The sequence below is a fragment of the Methylobacterium indicum genome (assembly GCF_017347565.1).
Classification (GTDB): Bacteria; Pseudomonadota; Alphaproteobacteria; order Rhizobiales; family Beijerinckiaceae; genus Methylobacterium; species Methylobacterium indicum.
The window spans coordinates 1,884,204-1,901,178 of sequence record NZ_AP024145.1 but is presented as its reverse complement, the minus strand read 5'-3'; the positions used below and the strand labels follow the sequence as shown (position 1 = coordinate 1,901,178).

15 protein-coding genes are annotated in these 16,975 nt (G+C 70.7%); 8 read left to right on the top strand and 7 right to left on the bottom strand.

Annotated features, from left to right (window positions below):
• From miv_RS08830 to miv_RS08820, 3 genes are all read right to left on the bottom strand, one after another.
• A complete protein-coding gene (locus miv_RS08830) occupies nt 1–714 on the bottom strand; it encodes a phosphatidylserine decarboxylase (RefSeq protein ID WP_058616870.1) in 714 nt (237 codons plus the stop codon).
• Between the two features lie 85 nt (nt 715–799).
• The gene (locus miv_RS08825; RefSeq protein ID WP_244748925.1) at nt 800–3,100 is read right to left on the bottom strand and encodes a fused MFS transporter/spermidine synthase family protein; all 2,301 of its coding nucleotides are present in this window, start codon (nt 3,098–3,100) and stop codon (nt 800–802) included.
• Between the two features lie 87 nt (nt 3,101–3,187).
• On the bottom strand, nt 3,188–5,143 hold the full coding sequence (locus miv_RS08820) for an ABCB family ABC transporter ATP-binding protein/permease (RefSeq protein ID WP_244748924.1): 1,956 nt from the start codon (nt 5,141–5,143) through the stop codon (nt 3,188–3,190).
• A gap of 318 nt (nt 5,144–5,461) precedes the next feature.
• Here miv_RS08820 and miv_RS08815 point away from each other — a divergent pair, with 318 nt between their 5' ends.
• Nucleotides 5,462–6,382, top strand: a complete 921-nt coding sequence (locus tag miv_RS08815; RefSeq protein ID WP_048431093.1) for a class I SAM-dependent methyltransferase — start codon at nt 5,462–5,464, stop codon at nt 6,380–6,382.
• A gap of 12 nt (nt 6,383–6,394) precedes the next feature.
• On the opposite strand, the gene miv_RS08810 is transcribed toward miv_RS08815, so the two are convergent.
• Entirely contained in the window at nt 6,395–7,948 is a 1,554-nt protein-coding gene (locus miv_RS08810; protein WP_207182314.1) for a LysM peptidoglycan-binding domain-containing protein, read from the bottom strand.
• A gap of 225 nt (nt 7,949–8,173) precedes the next feature.
• On the opposite strand from miv_RS08810, the gene miv_RS08805 reads away from it, so the two are divergent.
• The 4 genes from miv_RS08805 to miv_RS08790 all read left to right on the top strand — a co-directional run bounded on the left by miv_RS08805 (nt 8,174) and on the right by miv_RS08790 (nt 11,891).
• Nucleotides 8,174–8,767: an LOG family protein gene (locus miv_RS08805; protein WP_048427874.1), complete on the top strand. Its 594-nt coding sequence runs from the start codon at nt 8,174–8,176 to the stop codon at nt 8,765–8,767.
• A gap of 548 nt (nt 8,768–9,315) precedes the next feature.
• A complete protein-coding gene (locus miv_RS08800; RefSeq protein ID WP_207182312.1) occupies nt 9,316–10,812 on the top strand; it encodes a S8 family serine peptidase in 1,497 nt (498 codons plus the stop codon).
• A gap of 91 nt (nt 10,813–10,903) precedes the next feature.
• On the top strand, nt 10,904–11,290 hold the full coding sequence (locus miv_RS08795) for a hypothetical protein (RefSeq protein WP_058620184.1): 387 nt from the start codon (nt 10,904–10,906) through the stop codon (nt 11,288–11,290).
• 382 nt (nt 11,291–11,672) lie between these two features.
• Nucleotides 11,673–11,891, top strand: a complete 219-nt coding sequence (locus tag miv_RS08790) for a DUF1737 domain-containing protein (RefSeq protein WP_244748923.1) — start codon at nt 11,673–11,675, stop codon at nt 11,889–11,891.
• Nucleotides 11,892–11,936: 45 nt separating this feature from the next.
• Here the strand turns inward: miv_RS08790 and cysS are convergent, their stop codons facing one another.
• Nucleotides 11,937–13,316 (bottom strand): cysteine--tRNA ligase, encoded by a 1,380-nt coding sequence (gene cysS / locus miv_RS08785; RefSeq protein WP_207182311.1) that lies wholly within the window; start codon nt 13,314–13,316, stop codon nt 11,937–11,939.
• Between the two features lie 347 nt (nt 13,317–13,663).
• On the opposite strand from cysS, the gene miv_RS08780 reads away from it, so the two are divergent.
• Nucleotides 13,664–13,978 carry a hypothetical protein gene (locus miv_RS08780; protein WP_048427877.1) on the top strand — a complete coding sequence of 105 codons (315 nt, stop codon included), beginning with the start codon at nt 13,664–13,666 and terminating at the stop codon, nt 13,976–13,978.
• Nucleotides 13,979–14,298: 320 nt separating this feature from the next.
• The gene (locus miv_RS08775) at nt 14,299–14,634 is read left to right on the top strand and encodes a hypothetical protein (RefSeq protein ID WP_207182310.1); all 336 of its coding nucleotides are present in this window, start codon (nt 14,299–14,301) and stop codon (nt 14,632–14,634) included.
• 114 nt (nt 14,635–14,748) lie between these two features.
• Here the strand turns inward: miv_RS08775 and miv_RS08770 are convergent, their stop codons facing one another.
• Nucleotides 14,749–15,750 carry an ABC transporter substrate-binding protein gene (locus miv_RS08770; protein ID WP_048427879.1) on the bottom strand — a complete coding sequence of 334 codons (1,002 nt, stop codon included), beginning with the start codon at nt 15,748–15,750 and terminating at the stop codon, nt 14,749–14,751.
• Nucleotides 15,751–15,876: 126 nt separating this feature from the next.
• Nucleotides 15,877–16,152, bottom strand: a complete 276-nt coding sequence (locus miv_RS08765) for a DUF6356 family protein (protein ID WP_244748922.1) — start codon at nt 16,150–16,152, stop codon at nt 15,877–15,879.
• Between the two features lie 148 nt (nt 16,153–16,300).
• Here miv_RS08765 and miv_RS08760 point away from each other — a divergent pair, with 148 nt between their 5' ends.
• Nucleotides 16,301–16,762 (top strand): Lrp/AsnC family transcriptional regulator, encoded by a 462-nt coding sequence (locus miv_RS08760; RefSeq protein ID WP_058620188.1) that lies wholly within the window; start codon nt 16,301–16,303, stop codon nt 16,760–16,762.
• Nucleotides 16,763–16,975 lie beyond the last annotated feature (213 nt).

Below are 16,975 nucleotides of genomic sequence, written 5' to 3'. Positions count from 1 at the left end.
TCAGGTCCGGCGGAACTGCCGCACCGGGCCGGTCCCGCGCAGGTCGGCGAGCACGGTCTCGCCCGCCACCGCCTTCTGGCCGAGGCCGACGAGCACCCGGGTCCCGGCCGGCAGGTAGACGTCGACCCGCGAGCCGAACCGGATCAGGCCGAAGCGGTCGCCGACCGTGAGGTCGTCGCCGGGCTTCACCCAGTCGACGATGCGGCGCGCGACGAGGCCGGCGATCTGCACGACGCCGATCCGCACCGTTTCGCCGTTCTGGCGGGTCTCGATCACGAGGCCGTTGCGCTCGTTGTCCTCGCTCGCCTTGTCGAGCTCGGCATTGAGGAAGAGGCCCGGGGTGTAGTGGACCTGGTCGATGCGCCCCGTCACCGGCACCCGGTTCACGTGGCAGTCGAACACGTTCATGAACACCGAGATCCGCAGCATCGGCACCGAGGGCAGGTCGAGCTCGGAGGGCGGCAGCACGGTGCTGATCAGGTTCACCCGGCCGTCGGCCGGCGAGATCACCAGCCCGTCGCCGACCGGCACGATCCGCTCGGGGTCGCGGAAGAAATAGCAGACCCACAGGGTCAGCAGCAGGAAGATCCAGCCGAGGAACTGCACGAAGGTGCCGGCGAGCACCGTCAGCACGATGCCGATCGCGATGAAGGGGTAGCCCTCCTTGTGGATCGGCACGAGCACGCGGCGGATCGTCTCGAACAGGTCGGTCATAAGTCCTCGGGTCGGTCCTCGGGCCGTCGTCCCGGCCGCGAACGGCCGGTCCAGCGCCCGCGGATGGCAGGCGCGTGGCTTCGCGTCAATCGTTCGATCGGCGCGGGAGCGCGTGCTTGTCGGCCATCGCCTGGAGGATGTTGGAGAAATCGTCGGTCCAGGGGCGCCGCGCCCGGTCGGGGCCGATCCGCTCCCAGGCCGGATCGGCCGCGAGCGTGCCGAGATGGGCGGGATCGCGGGCGAGCACCGCGACCGTGCCCGCGGCACGGAACCGCACCGGATCGAAGGCGAAGGCTTCGCGGGCGACGAAGGTCGACAGGTCGAACTCCGCACCGACCCGGGCCACGATGCGGCCGAGGTCGAGGTGGCGGTTGGTGATGTGCATCGCCAGCACGCCGGTGGGCGACAGCTTGGCGAGGTAGAGCGCCAGGGCTTCCCGGGTGAGGAGGTGGGCCGGGATCGCGTCGGACGAGAAGGCGTCGATCATCAGGAGCCCGAACCCGCCCGGATTCTCGCCGCCCGGCGCCTCGGCGAGGGTCAGGCGGGCGTCGCCCAGCACCACCGGCATGTCGGGGCCGCAGGCCGAGAGGAAGCGGAATTTCTCCGGATCGCGGGCGATGCGGGCGACCGCCGGGTCGATCTCGTAGAAGCGCCAGGCTTCGTCCCCGACCCGGTGGCAGGCGAGGCTGCCGGTCCCGAGACCGACCACCGCGACGGCGCCGAGCGAGCCGCCCCGCGCCGCCCGCACGCTTCGGATCGCCCTGCCGAGCGGCCCTTCGGGCGTGTAGTAGACCAGGGGCTCCGGCGGCCCGTCGGGGGCGGTGCCGTCCGGGTTCACGAGCCGCATCGCCCCGTGGATCGTGGTGCCGTGCATGAGCAGGCGCATCGTCCCGTCCGGCGTCTCGGCGATGCGGTGGATGCCGAAGAACGAGCGCATGCTCACCGCCGCGTCCGCCCGCATCACCGAGAGGCCGGCCACGAGGGCGAGCAATGCCGCCACGGCGAGGCGCTGCGGATCGCGCCAGCTCGCCGCCAGCAGGCCCGCCCCCGCGAGGGCGAGGAGCTGCGGCAGGGCCGACACGCCGAGGGCCCGCCCGGCCAGCACCATGAGCGCCGCCGCGGCCATCGCCGCGAGACCGCCCTGCGCAGCCCGGACGAGCGAGGCGCGGCCGCCGGCAGCGAAGCCCGGCTGGCAGGCCAGGGCGGCGACGATCAGCAGCGGGTACTCGACCACCCGCGAGAACACGAGCGGCGCGACCAGCCCGCAGGCGATGCCGCCGAGCACGCCCCCGAGCGAGACGCACACGTAGAACTCCGTCAGCCGGTCGGAAGCCGGACGCAGGTGGTAGAGCCTCGCGTGGCCGATCAGGGCGCTGACGAAGAACAGGCCGAGATGGAGCGCGAGCCCGCCCCACAGCCCGACGCCGACGACGAAGCTCGCGAGCGCGAGCGCGGTGCCCCAGACCTGGAGGCGCAGGAGCGTCGGGCCGGGCCGGCCCATCCCGTCCCGGAAGGCGATCACGAAGGTGAGGAGGAAGAGCGCGAGGGGCGCCACCCAGAGGAGGGGCGCCGCCGCGACATCGGTCGAGATGTGGGCGGTGACCGAGACCAGGAGGGCGGAGGGCACGAAGGCGAAACCGATCCAGGCCCAACGCCGTGGCCAGCCCGGTGCGGGGGAAGCCAGGGCCGGTGCCGGCGTCCCCGGTGACGCCGGCAGAGCGGTACCGGAGACGAGGCCCGAGGCCAGGATGAGGAGGCCGAGGACCGCGAAGCCCGCAACCCACGCCTCGGCCTGCACCCGCAACGTCAGGAGGGGCTCGATCAGCAGCGGGTAGGCGAGGAGCGCGGCGAAGGAGCCGACATTCGAGGCGGCGTAGAGGAAGTAGGGGTCGCCGGCCCGCGGATGGCCCGAGCGGGCGAACCAGGCCTGGAGCAGCGGCCCGTTCGCCGAAAGGGCGAAGAACGGCAGCCCGACCGCGGTCGCGAAGAGGCCGACGAGCCAGAGCGCCTCGTTCTCTCCCGGCGGCCGGTCGAAGCCTGCCGGCAGGCCGATCGGCAGCGCCAGCGCGGCGACCAGCATCAGCCCGAGATGGACTGCGAGCGCCGCGCGGGTGCCGAGATGCCGAGCGAGCAGGTGGGCGTAGAGATAGCCGCCGAGCAGCAGGGCCTGGAACACCACCAGGGCGACCGACCACGTCGCCGGGCTGCCGCCGAGGCGCGGCAGCACCATCTTGGTGAACATCGGCTGGACCGAGAACAGCAGGAAGGCGGAGAGCAGCAGGGCGATCGCGGCGGCCGAAACCTGCAAACGGACGAGGAAGGGGCCGGAGCGAGGGACGGCCGCCGTCGCGGGCGGGATGGCCGAAGTGGGCAGGTCGGTCGACATGGATGGGTCCGGCGGGTTCGGGCCCATTCTCGCCCGGTGCCGTTTAAGACGAGGTGCAGGGGAGCGCCGATGCACGCTCCCCGTCCCTCACGAGACCGCGGCCGGCTCGGGCGCCTTGGCGACCGTCCCGGGGATCTCGCCCGGCTCCAGATGCGTCCGCAGGCTCTCGCCCTCCTGGGATTCCGCCCGCTTCAGGGCCTCGCGGGCGGCCTCCGCCTCGCGCTGGCGGTTCCACATCGCCGCGTAGACGCCGCCCTGGTCCAGCAGCGCCAGGTGGGTGCCGCGCTCGGCGATGCGGCCCTGGTCGAGGACGATGATCTCGTCGGCGCCGACCACCGTCGAGAGGCGGTGGGCGATGACGAGCGTCGTGCGGCCCCGGCTCACCCGGTCGAGGGCATCCTGGATCTCGCGCTCGGTGAAGGAATCGAGGGCCGAGGTCGCCTCGTCGAGGACGAGGATCGGCGGACCCTTCAGGATGGTGCGGGCGATGGCGACGCGCTGCTTCTCGCCACCCGAGAGCTTCAGGCCGCGCTCGCCCACCGGCGTGTCGTAGCCCTCCGGCAAGGCGGCGATGAAGCGGTCGATCTGGGCGAGACGGGCCGCCTCCCGCACCTCCCCCTCGGAAGCCTCCCAGCGGCCGTAGCGGACATTGTACCCGATCGTGTCGTTGAACAGCACGGTGTCCTGCGGCACCATGCCGATCGCGGCGCGCAAACTGTCCTGCTGCACCGACGCGATGTCCTGGCCGTCGACCGTGATGCGGCCTCCTTGCGGCTCGTAGAACCGGAACAGCAGGCGCGACAGCGTCGACTTGCCGGCCCCCGACGGACCGACGATCGCGACGGTGCGCCCCGCCGGCACCGTGAAGCTGATGCCGCGCAGGATCGGCCGCTCCGGCACGTAGGAGAAGTGCACGTCCTCGAACCGCACCACCGCGTCCGAGACCGCGAGCGGGGCCGCGCCCGGCCGGTCGGCGATCTCCGGGTTGCGGTGCAGGATCTTGAACATGTCGTCGATGTCGATCAGGGCCTGCTTGATCTCGCGATAGATCATGCCCATGAAGTTGAGCGGCATCGAGAGCTGCACCAGCATCGTGTTGACGAGCACGAAGCTGCCGATCGTCGCCCGTCCGGCCATGATGTCGCGGGCGGCAAGCCACATCACCACGCCCATGCCGATCGTGAAGATCACCGCCTGGCCGGCGTTGAGCACGGCGAGCGAGACGTAGGTCTGGGTCGAGGCCTTCTCGTAGCGGGCCATCGACTGGTCGTAGCGGGAGGTCTCGCGCGCTTCCGCGCCGAAATACTTCACCGTCTCGTAGTTGAGCAGCGAATCGACCGCCTTGGTGTTGGCGTCGGTGTCGGAATCGTTCATCCGCCGGCGGATGGCGATGCGCCATTCCGTGGCCTTGTAGGTGTAGCCGAGATAGGCCGCCACTATCACGAGCACCACCACCGAGTAGAGGATGTCGAACTCGTAGGCGAGCGTGCCGAGGACGAGCAGGAACTCGACGATGGTCGGCACCAGCGTCAGCACCATCAGGCGCGACAATTCCTCGATGCCGTTGCGGCCGCGCTCGAGCACCCGGGTCAGCCCGCCGGTCTTGCGCTCGAGATGGAAGCGCAGCGACAGCTGGTGCATGTGCCGGAAGGTCTGGAGCGCCAGGCGCCGCACCGCGTGCATCGCCACCTTGGCGAAGAGCCCGTCGCGCACCTGCGTCAGCAGCGCCATGGCGATCCGGGTGGCACCGTAGAGCAGGATCATCAGGGCGGGCGCCGCCCAGATCCCGGTCGGCACCGCGGCCTCCTTGCCGAGGCCGTCGCGGCCGCCCACCAGAGCCACCAGGGCGTCGGTCGCCCACTTGAAGGTGAACGGCATCGCCAGGGTGACCACCTTGGCGACGAGCAGAAGTCCGAAGGCGATGAAGACGCGCCGCTGCAGGTCGGGCCGGCCATGGGGCCAGAGATACGGCCACAGGCGGCGGTAGGTCGCGACGAGGCCGGGCCGCTCGGGCTCGGCCGGGGGGGTCTGTTGACTGGACAAGGGACCGGTTCCGGGCGGGATCGGCGCCGGATATAGGCCAGGACGATCCGGCAAGACAGCGCGTCCGGCGCGGCCCGGACCTGCGGCGGCGGGGTTGCGGGACGGCCGGGCGGCGGAAACCCGGGCGACACGCCCGCGAAACCCGCTTCAGCCGATTTCGCCGAAGCGGGCACCGGTTCGGCGGCTAAAATCTGCGACGAAACAAGAATGTAAGCGGGCGAAGCGTTGGCCTGCCAACGCAAGTCTGCTTAGAACGCCGTCAACGCAGACCGCCCCGACCGCGGCGTCCCTGCCTCCTGCCCGCTTCCCGGATCGTCCATGCTGCTCCCGTCACCCCGCGATGTCCGGCGTCCGCGCACCGGGCAAGCCCTGCTGCCCGTGCACGCGCCTCCGTCCTGGGGCGGGGAATCGACGACCGCGGTGCTCGAACGCTGCCTCGGCCGCTGGCGCCGCTACGAGGCGGGCCGCGTCGACATGACGGTGTCGCCGCACGACGACATGCTGGTCGATACGCCGGAGGGCCGGGCGCATTACCGGGGGGTGGGCCTCTCGGCCCTGCGGCTCGCCACCGAGGCGATGCTGCTGACCGGCCGCACCGAGCCGCGGCGCATCCTCGACCTGCCCTGCGGCGGGGGCCGCGTGACGCGCCACCTCGTCACGTTCTTCCCCGAGGCCGAGGTGTTCGTCGCCGACCTCGACGCCCGCAAGGTCGCGGACGTGGTGGCGCAGTTCGACGTCACCGAGATCGCGAGCAGCAAGGATTTTTCCCAGCCGCTGCCGGGCGCCTACGACCTGATCTTCGTCGGATCGCTGGTGACGCATTTCGACGCCGGGCTCTTCGCCCGGGCGGTCAACGCGATGATCGACGCGCTCGCGCCCGGCGGCGTGCTGATCCTGACCTCGGCGGGGCGCAACTGGGCGGCCCTGGCGGGCGTGCAGGACCGCGACGCGGGGCTCGTGCCCTTGCGCTGGTGGCGGGCGGCCCTGTCGCTCGTCGGCGGGAAGAAGGTCTCCGACCGTCTGCGCGTGCTGGAGAGCGACTATGCCCGGCACGGCTTCGCCTACACCGAGGTGCGCAGCTGGACCCGGCTCTACGGCCAGAGCTACGGCGGCAGCTTCGCGGCGCCGTCCTGGCTGATGCGGGTGGTCGAGGAGCGGCCCGACGCCCAGGTGATCGGCCTCAAGGAGCGCGGCTTCGACAACCTGCTCGACGCGACGCTGATCCAGCGGGCCGGCTGAGCGGCGGGGCCGTCAGCCCCGCCCCTCCGGCCCGGACGGCCGCCCTTGCGGCTGCCCCTGGCCCTGCTGCTGCGTCTCGGCCGGCAGCACGAAGACCTGGCCGGGATAGATCCGGTCCGGGTCGCGGATCTGCGGCTGGTTGGCGTCGAAGATCACGGTGTAGCGCAGGCCGCGGCCATAGGTCCGGCGGCTGATGCTCCAGAGATTGTCGCCGCGCGCGACCTTCGCGGTGCTGATGCCGGGCACGAACACCGCACCGGGATCGGCGGGCGCGAGAGCCGCCTCCGCGCCCGGCGCCGGGGTGGCCGGGGAGGCGGGCGGAGCCGCCGCGACGACGGGCGCCTCCCCGGGCGAGGGCCCGGCGGGACGGACCGCCATCGGCCCGGGCACCGGCGGGGCGGGAGCGACCTTGGCGGCCATGGACGGGGCGGGGACGGGTTGAACCGGAGCGGCCCTGACCGGAGCGGCCGGCGCCGGCTCCCCGAGGGCCCGCTCGCCAAAAGACCTCTCGCCAAGAGACTTCCCGCCAAAAGACCCCTCGCCGAGGGCCTTGGGCATCGCGAAGGCGGTCTCGGCCCGGGTCTCGACCTTGCCGGAGGCGGGATCGACCTGATCGACCCGCACCCGGTAGTCGCCGGGCTTGACCCCGCCGCCGATCGTGAAGGCGATGCGGCCGTCCGGCCCCGCCTGGCCGGGGGCCACCAGCGTGTCGTTGAGGTAGAGCCGCAGGGCGGCCTTCGGGGCGCCCCGCGCCGTGACGTAGAGCCGGCCGCCCGCCTCGGCATCGACGCCGACGACCTTGACCGGCGCGGGCCGGGCTTCGTCCTTCGCCACCCGCTCGGCCGCGCCCTTGCCGTTCGGAGCACCGCTCCTCGCCTCGGCCTTCGGGGGTGCCTTCGACTCGGGTGAGGCTGAAGCCCCGGGCGACGGTTTGGCCTCCGACGCGACCTTGGCCTCGGCCGGGCCCGGCGGCGCGGTCTCCGGCAGCGACAGCACCGCAGTCGGCTGCCCGGGCGCCGTCACGGCGACGAGGGGCTTGGCGCGCCGGTCGGGCGCGACCACCACCACGGCGCTGTCGCGGCCGGTCAGCCGGGTGCCGTCCGGCGCGGTGCTCTGCAGCGTGATCTCGCTGGTGCCGGGCGGCAGGGTCGGCGGCACCAGGGCGAAGTTCCCGGCGGCATCGGCCCTGGTGCTGGCGAAGGGCCGGCCGTCGCGCAGCAACGCGACCTCGGCCCCCGGCCGGGTCCGGCCGGCGACGACGCTCGACCCGTCGGGCTCGACCCGCACGATGTCGAAGGCGGGGGTGCCCTCCGGCGCGGCGGGCGCGGGAGCGGCCGGCACGGGGGCGACGGGGGCAGAGATAGCGGGAGAAGGGGCCGGCAGCGCCGCGACAGGCGCGGGCGTCGAGACCGGCGGCTCCGCGTCGGGCGAGACCAGCGAGAACAGGCGCGTGCCGCTCGCCGCGACGCCGATCAGCACGAACCCCGCCACGAGGCCGACGGCCCCGAGGACGAGGCCGCGCCGCAGCTCGGTCGTCGGCCGTCCGCTGGTCCTTCCGCTGGTCATGGCGCGATACTCCCGGTCACGCATCCTCCCCGCCGACGGCGCTCCGGGGACCCCGGACCCCCGCGCGACCTTTCGCCGTCCGATCGACATGCCGGCGCCATCGACCCCATAGTAACAGGAGAGGCCGGGCGAGACCACGCGGCGGGCCGGTCCGGCCGGAAACTTGCGTGGGACGCGACGGCGTAGGGACGGCCGGAGAGCGGCCCAGAACGGTGCGGAGACTCGATGCGGACGGTTTGCGTGTATTGCGGCTCGGGGTTCGGCACCGATCCGGTCTTCGAGGCGGCGGCCCGGGCGCTGGGGCGCCACCTGGCGGAGGCCGGCATCGCGCTGGTCTATGGCGGCGGCAATGTCGGGCTGATGGGCACGGTGGCGCGGGCGGTGCTCGACCATGGCGGCCACGTCACCGGCATCATCCCGGACTTCCTGAAGTCGCGCGAGCGGATGCTCGACGACGTGCAGGAGACCATCGTGGTCTCCGACATGCACACCCGCAAGAAGCTGATGTTCGACCGCTCGGACGCCTTCGTGGCGATGCCCGGCGGCATCGGCACCCTGGAGGAGCTGGTCGAGCAGATGACCTGGTCGCAGCTCGGCCAGCACGCCAAGCCGATCCTGCTGCTCTCGGTGGCCGACTTCTGGGCGCCGTTCCTCGGCCTCCTCGACCACATGCGCCGCACCGGCTTCATCCGCGAGGGGCTGGACCTCAGCTACCTCGTCGCCGAGGCGCCCGAGCAGGTGGTGCCGATGCTGACCGCCGCGGTCGGCCGGACGGAGCCGCGGCCGGAGGCCGAGGCGCTGATCGAGGAGAAATTCTGAGGCGATGCCCCGGCTGCGCCCGCGGCCGGGTTCATGTCGCGCGGCGCGACCGGCATCGCGCCACGAGCCGGGGGGCAGGATCCGGGATCGCCGTCAGGGGATGTCGGCGACGCGGAGCCCGATGCCGCGAACGGCTCGGCGGAGACGAACCCCGGCCGGCTCGTCGGCGAGGATCCGCGCGATCTTTCGCGTGCGCCCCGTGATCATGCATCACCCGATCGATGATGCCGTCGAAATCGATCGCTGCACCCGTGACGATCTGAAGAACGAGAGATCTTCGATTGAGGCATGCTGTCTGCGACATGGCATGCTTGGATATTTCTCAATCATTATTATGTATTGTGTTATTTGAAAAACAGTTTTCTACGCCTTTCGAATATTGACTCGACGCTCGCAACAAATCCAATCATAAAACAATCTGTAATATCGCGCATCCGTGCCGAAAGCACGGAGGGAGAGAGCAATTGGCAAGAGAGTCGGATCGCCGCGCCTACGTCAGGGAGCAAATCGAGTTCATTCGTCGAAACAACGACGAGGACGTTCACGAAGTGATCATCAAGGCGGGCCTGCCAGATAGTAACGATCAGCAACTCGTGACCACGGTCGCGCAGGCACTTCAAAGGCGCAGCCTGTCGACCTCGCCCCGGGACGTCTTGCCGATCCGGCGGGAGTTGCTGGAGGAGGCATCGAATCGGACCGCAGCGAGGGGACGGCGGGCCAGTGCCGCCCTGAAACGATCCCAGCTGGAGGATCAGAGCCTCGCGGCGCAGGTGGCCCGTCGCACCGAACGTCCACAGGCCCTGAGAAATCTGCGGGAGCACAATCTCAATGCCATGCGCCCGCTGATGCAATCCGCGGTCATCCAGGACAGCCTCACCACCGAGTCCGGCCGGCGACGCAAGCCGGTAGACCCACAGCCACGGGCGTTCTGGACGTCCGGCAGCTTCCTGGTCCGCATGAAGGACAAGGAGCTTCCGAAACTGATCGACGCGGATGCAGCCGACGGCATCGAAGGCGTCTACCTCAACCGGAAGCTCCTGGTGCCGCCGATGGTGACGCCCAAGCAGCTGCCGCAATCGGTCGAGGACAACAAGGTCAGCGCCTGGGGCATCCGCATGATCGGCGCGCTCGCGGTCTGGGGGGCGTTCGGATGCCGCGGCCAGGGCATCAAGGTCGGCCTCCTCGACACGGGCGTCGACGCCAACCACCCGGATCTCGCCGGCAAGATCGCCGCATGGGCCGAGTTCGACGCCAAGGGCGCGCAGATCCTCAAGTCCACCCCCCACGATCCCGACGGCCACGGGACGCATTGTGCGGGCACGATCGTCGGCGGCAACGCGAGCGGCCGGTGGATCGGCGTGGCGCCGGAGGCCGAGATCGCCGCGGCCCTGGTCATCAGCGGCGCGAAGGGCGGGACGGACGCTCAGGTGCTGGCCGGAATCGACTGGGCGATCGACCAGGGCGTCGACGTGATCAACATGTCGCTCGGCGGCCTGATCTGGGGGCCCGACGTACCGAGCACGTATACGAGCGCGATCCTGAACGCGTTGCGCGTCGGCATCCCGGTGGTCACGGCGATCGGCAACGAGGGCAGCCAGACCAGCGGCTCGCCCGGAAACGACCTGTTCGCCTTCGCGGTCGGCGCGACCGACTACCGGAGCTGGGCCGCCGGCTTCAGCGGCGGCCGGACGCAGGCGATCCGCAAGTCCCCGTTCTTCCCGGTCGACACCCTGCCGCTGGTCTACTCCAAGCCCGACATCTCGGCGCCCGGGGTCGCCGTCCTGTCGGCGGCCCCCAACGGGGAGTGGCGACACCTGAACGGCACCTCGATGGCGGCTCCGCACGTCGCGGGTGCCGTTGCACTTCTCCTGAGCGCGACTGATATCAAGGACGCCGTCAAGGATCACGAACGCGCATTCGTCATACAAGATCTCCTGACGGGCTCGGCCGAAGAACTCGGCGAGGCAGGACAGGATCATCGCTTCGGATTCGGCCGGCTCGATGTCTTGCGGGCGATCGGATTCGCGAAAGACCTCGGCTATTGACGGGCGGAACCGGGCCGTGATTCAAGGTTTGTTCATCGAACGGGAGCAAAACCGTGTGACGCGCGAAATTTGTTCTCGACGGAGATCGCACATGCAGATGAATTCCAAGGCGATGCCGATCAGTCTGGGCAAGATCCGCTCGGACGAGTTGCGCGATCACGCCCTGCATTCCGATGTAGAACCAACGACGGTGATCGTTGAAGTCGACCTGCCTGTACCTCAAGTTGCGGTGTCTGGTGGCGGCCGCATGGGTACACAACAGGCACGTTTCAGCATCGTGCCATCCTCCGCAGCCGGCTCGACCATGGAAGCGAAAGTCGCGGAGATCCGGCGCGCCTTGACGGACGCGCTCGGACGGCAGCCGGACAGGTTCCTGGCGTCGTCCCGGTCCTTCATCCTGGATGCGACGGGAACCGAGCTGAGCAGGATCGCCGCACTTCCGACCGTGCTCGCCATCTGGCCGAACGTGCACCGCTAGAGCGGTGTCCGACGGGACGGATGCCGGATCGTCGGGACATTCCGCGACATCAAAAACCCGCATCATCGCCCGATCGTACCGCGATCGGGCGATGGCGCCGAACGGCCCCTGATCTCTCACCGGACGAAGGGCAGCGCAGCCCGAGGCGAGTTGCTCCCGCTCTACGGCACGACCGGGCTTGGGAGGGCGGCTCGGCCGGCGAGGCAGCCGCATCCGTGCCTCGGCGCCGGATCCTGGGTACCGATCCATGGCTGCCATGCGGTCTATCGTCATCATGCCGTGATCGCGTCGCCGCACGGGCGTCGCGACCCGGGACGCGACCGCATGGTACGGGGGCGGAGCGGAGCGGCCCGCTCGGCGCACGGATCACGAGGAGCGCATCTTGGACTCGAAGCCCCCCAACGACATGCTGCCCTACCGCCTGATCACGGGGAAGGACGACGCCAACTTCTGCCGCCGGATCTCGGAGGCGCTGGCGCTCGGCTACCGGCTCCACGGCTCGCCCGCCTGCACCTTCAACGGCACGGACGTGATCGTGGCGCAAGCCGTGGTCTGGCCGTCCGCGGCCGATGCGCCGCGAGACGCCACCCCGCACGCCTGATGGGCAGGGGCCGGCCGGAGGCCGGCCGAGCCGGACAGTGTCGGCCTACTGGCCCACCGTCCAGCTCGTCGTCCCGTCCTTGTTGTCCTTCACGGTCACGCCGAGGGCCGTCAGCGCCCCGCGGATCCGGTCGGATTCCGCCCAGTCCTTGCGGGTCCGGGCCTCCTTGCGCTCGGCGATCAGGCGCTCGACCTCGGCCGCGTCGACGCCGGAGGCCGCCACCGCCGCCTGCGCACGGGCGGATTTCGTCTGCCCGAGGAGGCCGAGGAGGCCGGCGCCGGCCTTGAGCGCGGCCGGGTCGGCGAGGCGGTGGACCTCGCCGAGCGCGGCCGGGGTGTTGAGGTCGTCGAGCAGCGGCTGGAGCACGCTGTCGGGAGCGGGCCCGGGCTCCGCGTCGCCGGCGGCCTCGTACCAGCGGTCGAGGGTGCGGCTCGCGTCTTCGAGGCCGCGGACGGTCCAGTCGATCGGCTGGCGGTAATGGGTGCGCAGCATCGCGAGGCGCACGACCTCGCCGGGCCAGTCCGCCAGCACCTCGCGCAACGTCACGAAGTTGCCGAGCGACTTCGACATCTTCTCCCCCTCGACCTGCAGGAAGCCGTTGTGGAGCCAGATATTGGCCATCACCGGCGTGCCGAAGCAGCAGCGGGTCTGCGCCACCTCGTTCTCGTGATGGGGAAACACCAGGTCGATGCCGCCGGCATGGATGTCGAAGGTCTCGCCGAGATGCTTCCAGGCCATCGCCGAGCACTCGATGTGCCAGCCCGGGCGGCCCGGAACCGCGATCCCGCCGGGCGAGGGCCAGGACGGCTCGCCGGGCTTCGAGGGCTTCCACAGCACGAAGTCGAGGGGCGAGCGCTTGTAGGGCGCCACGTCGACCCGGGCGCCGGCCTCCATCTCGTCGAGGGGGCGGCGCGACAGGGCGCCGTAATCGGGCATCGAGGGCACGTCGAACAGCACGTGGTCCTCGGCCACGTAGGCGTGACCGGCGGTCACGAGCCGGTCGATCAGCATCGTCATCTCGACGATGTGGTCGGTCGCCCGCGGCTCGATCATCGCGGGCGGGCGGCCCGGCACGTTCACGTCGTCCGGCAGCAGGATGCCGAGGCGGCGGATGTCGTCGTGGAACTGCGCCAGGGTGCCGTCGGTGAGTTCGCGGATGGTGATGCCGCGCTCCGCCGCCCGGGCGTTGATCTTGTCGTCGACGTCCGTGACGTTGCGGGCATACGTGACCGTCTCCGCCCCGTAGAGGTGGCGCAGCAGCCGAAACAGCAGGTCGAAGACGATCAGCGGCCGGGCGTTGCCGATATGGGCCGCGTCGTAGACGGTCGGGCCGCAGGCATACATCCGCACCCGGCCCGAATCGATCGGCCGGAGCGGCTCCTTGGCCCGGGAGAGCGTGTTGTAGAGGCGCAACAGCGAGGCCATGAAACACCTGCGGGAGGAGAGCGGGCCGGGGCGCTGCGGGGCGCGCCGGCCGAGGTTCTAAGTCGTTGCCGGATCGGGCTTCGGGCCCGACCAAACCCCTCCGGGGGCCGCCGCGTGCCGGCGACCGAGGCGGCCGCCTGTTGCACGGGTGAGACGCCCGGACGAGCGGATCCGGGTTAGCCCAATTCCGTGAGCAATTCGAGAAGGCAGACACCGCGGGGGCGAAGCCCCGGACGGACCCTGCGTAATCGTCCCGCTCGCACGATGCGTAGAGAGATTGTTTACCACCCCCGCCCAGTGTCGGGCCGGATCCGGATGCCGACGGCTCCGTTCAGAAGGTTTGCCCCATGCGTCGCACCCTCGCCGTCCTCAGCGCCCTCGGTGTCCTGGCCGCCGCCCTCCCGGCGCACGCCGCATCGCAGACGCCCGGCGTGGAGAAGACCTTCCTGATCCCCTCGAGCGACGGCTACGGCGTCGCCGAGTGCCTGACCACCGGCGGCGAGTGCGGCCAGGTGGTGGCGGATGCCTGGTGCGAGTCGCAGGGCTACGCCAAGTCGGCCTCGTTCGGTATCGCCGCCCAGGACGATTACACCGGCGCGATCGAGGCGGCCCCGGCCGTGAAGGCCTCCGACCGGCCGATCCGGATCACCTGCCGCGACTGATTCCTTTCGGAGAGGCGGGCCAGGCAAGGGACGGAAGGCAAGGGACGGAAGGCAGGGGACGGAAGGCCGCCGTCGGGACGCGCCGGCATCTCGTCGCCCGCCTCGGCGGACGCATTGCGGCCCGTTCTCTGGAAGCGACGCGGAATACCGATCAGACGATCCTGCGGCATCCGCAGCCCCGGAACGACGTGGTGGCCGCAAGCATCGTCGAGCCGGACATGCGCGTCGTTCGGCACCGCCACGATCCGCTGGCACGCCGCCCGGATCGGCCTATCTCGGACCTCGAAGACCGACGGCCGGGACGGCGGAGGGACCGGGGCATGATCCGAAGCATCGTCATCGTCGCGACCCTGCTGCCGAGCCTGGCGATCGCCGCCCCGCGGGATCGCGTCCCCGTCGGTCCGCTCGTCCCCGGCCTGCCCGGCTACGATTGCCGGCTCTGGACCCCCTTCGACCACGACGTCGTCGGTCCCTATCCGCGCCCCGGCGCCCGGCCGGTGCGGGCCGCGAGCGGCTGGGGCCGCACCGCCTACGGCTACGGCACCGGCGGCGCCTCGGCCTCCGGTGCCGTCGCGTTTCCGGTTAACAGCGTGGCCGAGTGCGACCTCGGCGCAACGACCCTCGGCCGCGGCGGGATCGACATCCTGCCGCGCTGACGCCCCGAGCATGTTGTCGACGACGCGGGAGCCGGCTCGTCGGAAGAAGACGCGCCCGAACCCGGGATCCGGTGCAGCGCCCGGTCGCAACCGCGATCGGGCGCCGCCCCTCTCTCAGGTGCCCGGCTGGCCGTGCACCGCCTTGTAGAAGAACTCCTTCCACTCCTTCGGGCGGTTCTTCAGCACGCCCGCCTTCGCCAGGTGGTCGGCCTGCAGCATCGTGCCGTAGGGCGTCGTCGAGAAGACGACGCCCGGCTGCTTCATCATGGCGACGAGCTCGTCGGGCTCGAACTTCTCCTTGGTGGCGGCGAGGTAGATCTCCGCCGCCTTCTTCGGATCGTCGCGGATCAGCGCGTTGGCCTCGTCGATCGCGGCGAGGACCGCGGCGGTCGTCTTCGGGTTCTGCTCCATGAACTTGCCGCGGCCGAACACGATGGCGTTGCTCAAGGGTCCGCCGACCACGTCGTAGGAGTTGAGCACGACGTGGATCTTGGGGTCCTTCAGCTCGATCTGCTGGTAGGGCGGCAGCGAGAAGTGGCTGTTGACCTCGCTGGTGCCGCCCAGCAGCGCGCCGACCGCATCGGGATGGCCGAGCTGGATCGTGATCGGGTCGAGCTTGTTGCGGCCGGCCTCGCCGAACTGGCGCTCGGCGGCGATCTGCAGCATCACGGCCTGGGCCGAGACCTTCACGGTCGGCACCGCGATCCGGTCCTTGGCCGAGAAGTCGGCCAGGGTCTTCACCGCCGGGTTGCGGGTGACGAGCATCATCGGCGCGCCGGCTGAGGCCGCGAGCCCCTTCACCTCGCCCCGGGTGCGGTCCCAGGCGAGCAGCAGGTTGGTGGCGCCGCTGGTGACGAAATCGACGTTGCCGGAGATCAGCGCGTCGACGGAGGCGCCGCCGCTCGTCAGCGTGACCCAGCTCACCTTCACGTCGCCGAGGCCGGCCGACGCGACGTGCTTCTCGACCAGGCGCTGCTGCTCGGCCAGCACCATCGGCATGTAGATCAGGCCGGGCTGGCGGGTGAAGCGGACCTCGCCGGTCTCGGCCTGCGCAACGCAGGTGGCGAGGCCGAGCGCGACGGCCAGCGCGCCGACGGCGCGCCTGAGGAACGGCATGAGCGGATGCTCCCTGGTTCCGGCCCCTGTCCGGACGCTCGGGGCCGAGCGTCCGCCGGTGCCGTGTCGGGAGCCAGGGTCCGGAAATGTCCGGGAAACGTCAAGCCGCGACGAACGGAGGCGCCGTCAGGCCGAGACGGCGGAGCCGGCCTCGGAGCGGTGCTGGGCGGCGCGGGTGCGGTTCGCCACCATGCGGTCGTGCAGCCGCACGATGGTGCGCGAGCCGGTGCTGGTGAAGGCGAAGGGCAGGAGCCCGTGGACCAGGCAGGCGAGGCCGCCGGCGATCATCCGCACGCCGAAGCCGGTCGCGACGCCCATGTGCTCGAAATAGGTCTCGCCGACGGCGGCGGGATGCTCGGAGAACGACAGCTTCGACATCGGGTTCGACTTCGACTTCGACATGGGAATCCTCGGGGGCTCGGTTCGGGGTCTCGACGGGCAGCCCGAGACTCGCACGGGAACCGCGAAGCCGGATTGCGAATTCTGCCTCCTTTTCGTAGTTAGGCGCAAACTGGTTGCGCGAGAGCGCGGACGCTTGAAAGATTTTCGCGTGGACGAGTTCGACCGGAAAATCCTGTTGTGCCTGCAGGAGAACGCGGCCGAATCGCTCGAGGCGATCGCCGCCCGGGTCGGCCTGTCCGCCTCGCCGTGCTGGCGGCGAATCCAGAAGCTCGAGGCGCAGGGGGTGATCCAGCGACGGGTGGCGCTGCTCGATCCCGACCGGATGCGGGTGGGCGTCACGGTGTTCGTCTCGGTGCGCACCAACCGCCACACCGCCGACTGGGCCGAGCGCTTCTGCGCCGCCGTCACGAGCATCCCCGAGGTGGTCGAGTTCTACCGCATGAGCGGCGAGACCGATTACCTCCTGCGCATCGTCGTGCCGGACATCGCGGCCTACGACCGGGTCTACAAGCGGTTGATCCAGTCGGTCGACCTGTACGACGTCAGTTCCGCCTTCGCGATGGAGCGGATCAAGTACACGACGGCATTGCCGGTGACTTACGCCGAGTGAGCGGCGGCCGGGCCGGCACTGCGCGGGTCTGGCCTGCGCCCGGCGCCGGTTGCTTTCCGGGTCGATCGGTTTAGCTGCGACGCGCAAGGCGCGCCTTGGCCCCTCCCCTGCCGAAGCGCCGCCCAAGAAACCACGACAAGACGCCCCGTCCAAGGCGCCTCATCCAAGACGCCCCATCCAAGACGCCCCGCCGACAAGAGCCCCGGAAAGAGC

Bases quoted from the DNA above. Each gene is read 5' to 3' on its own strand.
- cysS (WP_207182311.1), bottom strand. From the start codon at position 13,316: ATGGCCTCGCTGTTGCGCCTCTACAACACGCTCTCCCGGGCCAAGGAG.
- miv_RS08795 (WP_058620184.1), top strand. From the start codon at position 10,904: ATGCAGATGAATTCCAAGGCGATGCCGATCAGTCTGGGCAAGATCCGC.
- miv_RS08765 (WP_244748922.1), bottom strand. From the start codon at position 16,152: ATGTCGAAGTCGAAGTCGAACCCGATGTCGAAGCTGTCGTTCTCCGAG.
- miv_RS08810 (WP_207182314.1), bottom strand. From the start codon at position 7,948: ATGACCAGCGGAAGGACCAGCGGACGGCCGACGACCGAGCTGCGGCGC.
- miv_RS08780 (WP_048427877.1), top strand. From the start codon at position 13,664: ATGCGTCGCACCCTCGCCGTCCTCAGCGCCCTCGGTGTCCTGGCCGCC.
- miv_RS08770 (WP_048427879.1), bottom strand. From the start codon at position 15,750: ATGCCGTTCCTCAGGCGCGCCGTCGGCGCGCTGGCCGTCGCGCTCGGC.
- miv_RS08775 (WP_207182310.1), top strand. From the start codon at position 14,299: ATGATCCGAAGCATCGTCATCGTCGCGACCCTGCTGCCGAGCCTGGCG.
- miv_RS08805 (WP_048427874.1), top strand. From the start codon at position 8,174: ATGCGGACGGTTTGCGTGTATTGCGGCTCGGGGTTCGGCACCGATCCG.
- miv_RS08825 (WP_244748925.1), bottom strand. From the start codon at position 3,100: ATGTCGACCGACCTGCCCACTTCGGCCATCCCGCCCGCGACGGCGGCC.
- miv_RS08830 (WP_058616870.1), bottom strand. From the start codon at position 714: ATGACCGACCTGTTCGAGACGATCCGCCGCGTGCTCGTGCCGATCCAC.
- miv_RS08815 (WP_048431093.1), top strand. From the start codon at position 5,462: ATGCTGCTCCCGTCACCCCGCGATGTCCGGCGTCCGCGCACCGGGCAA.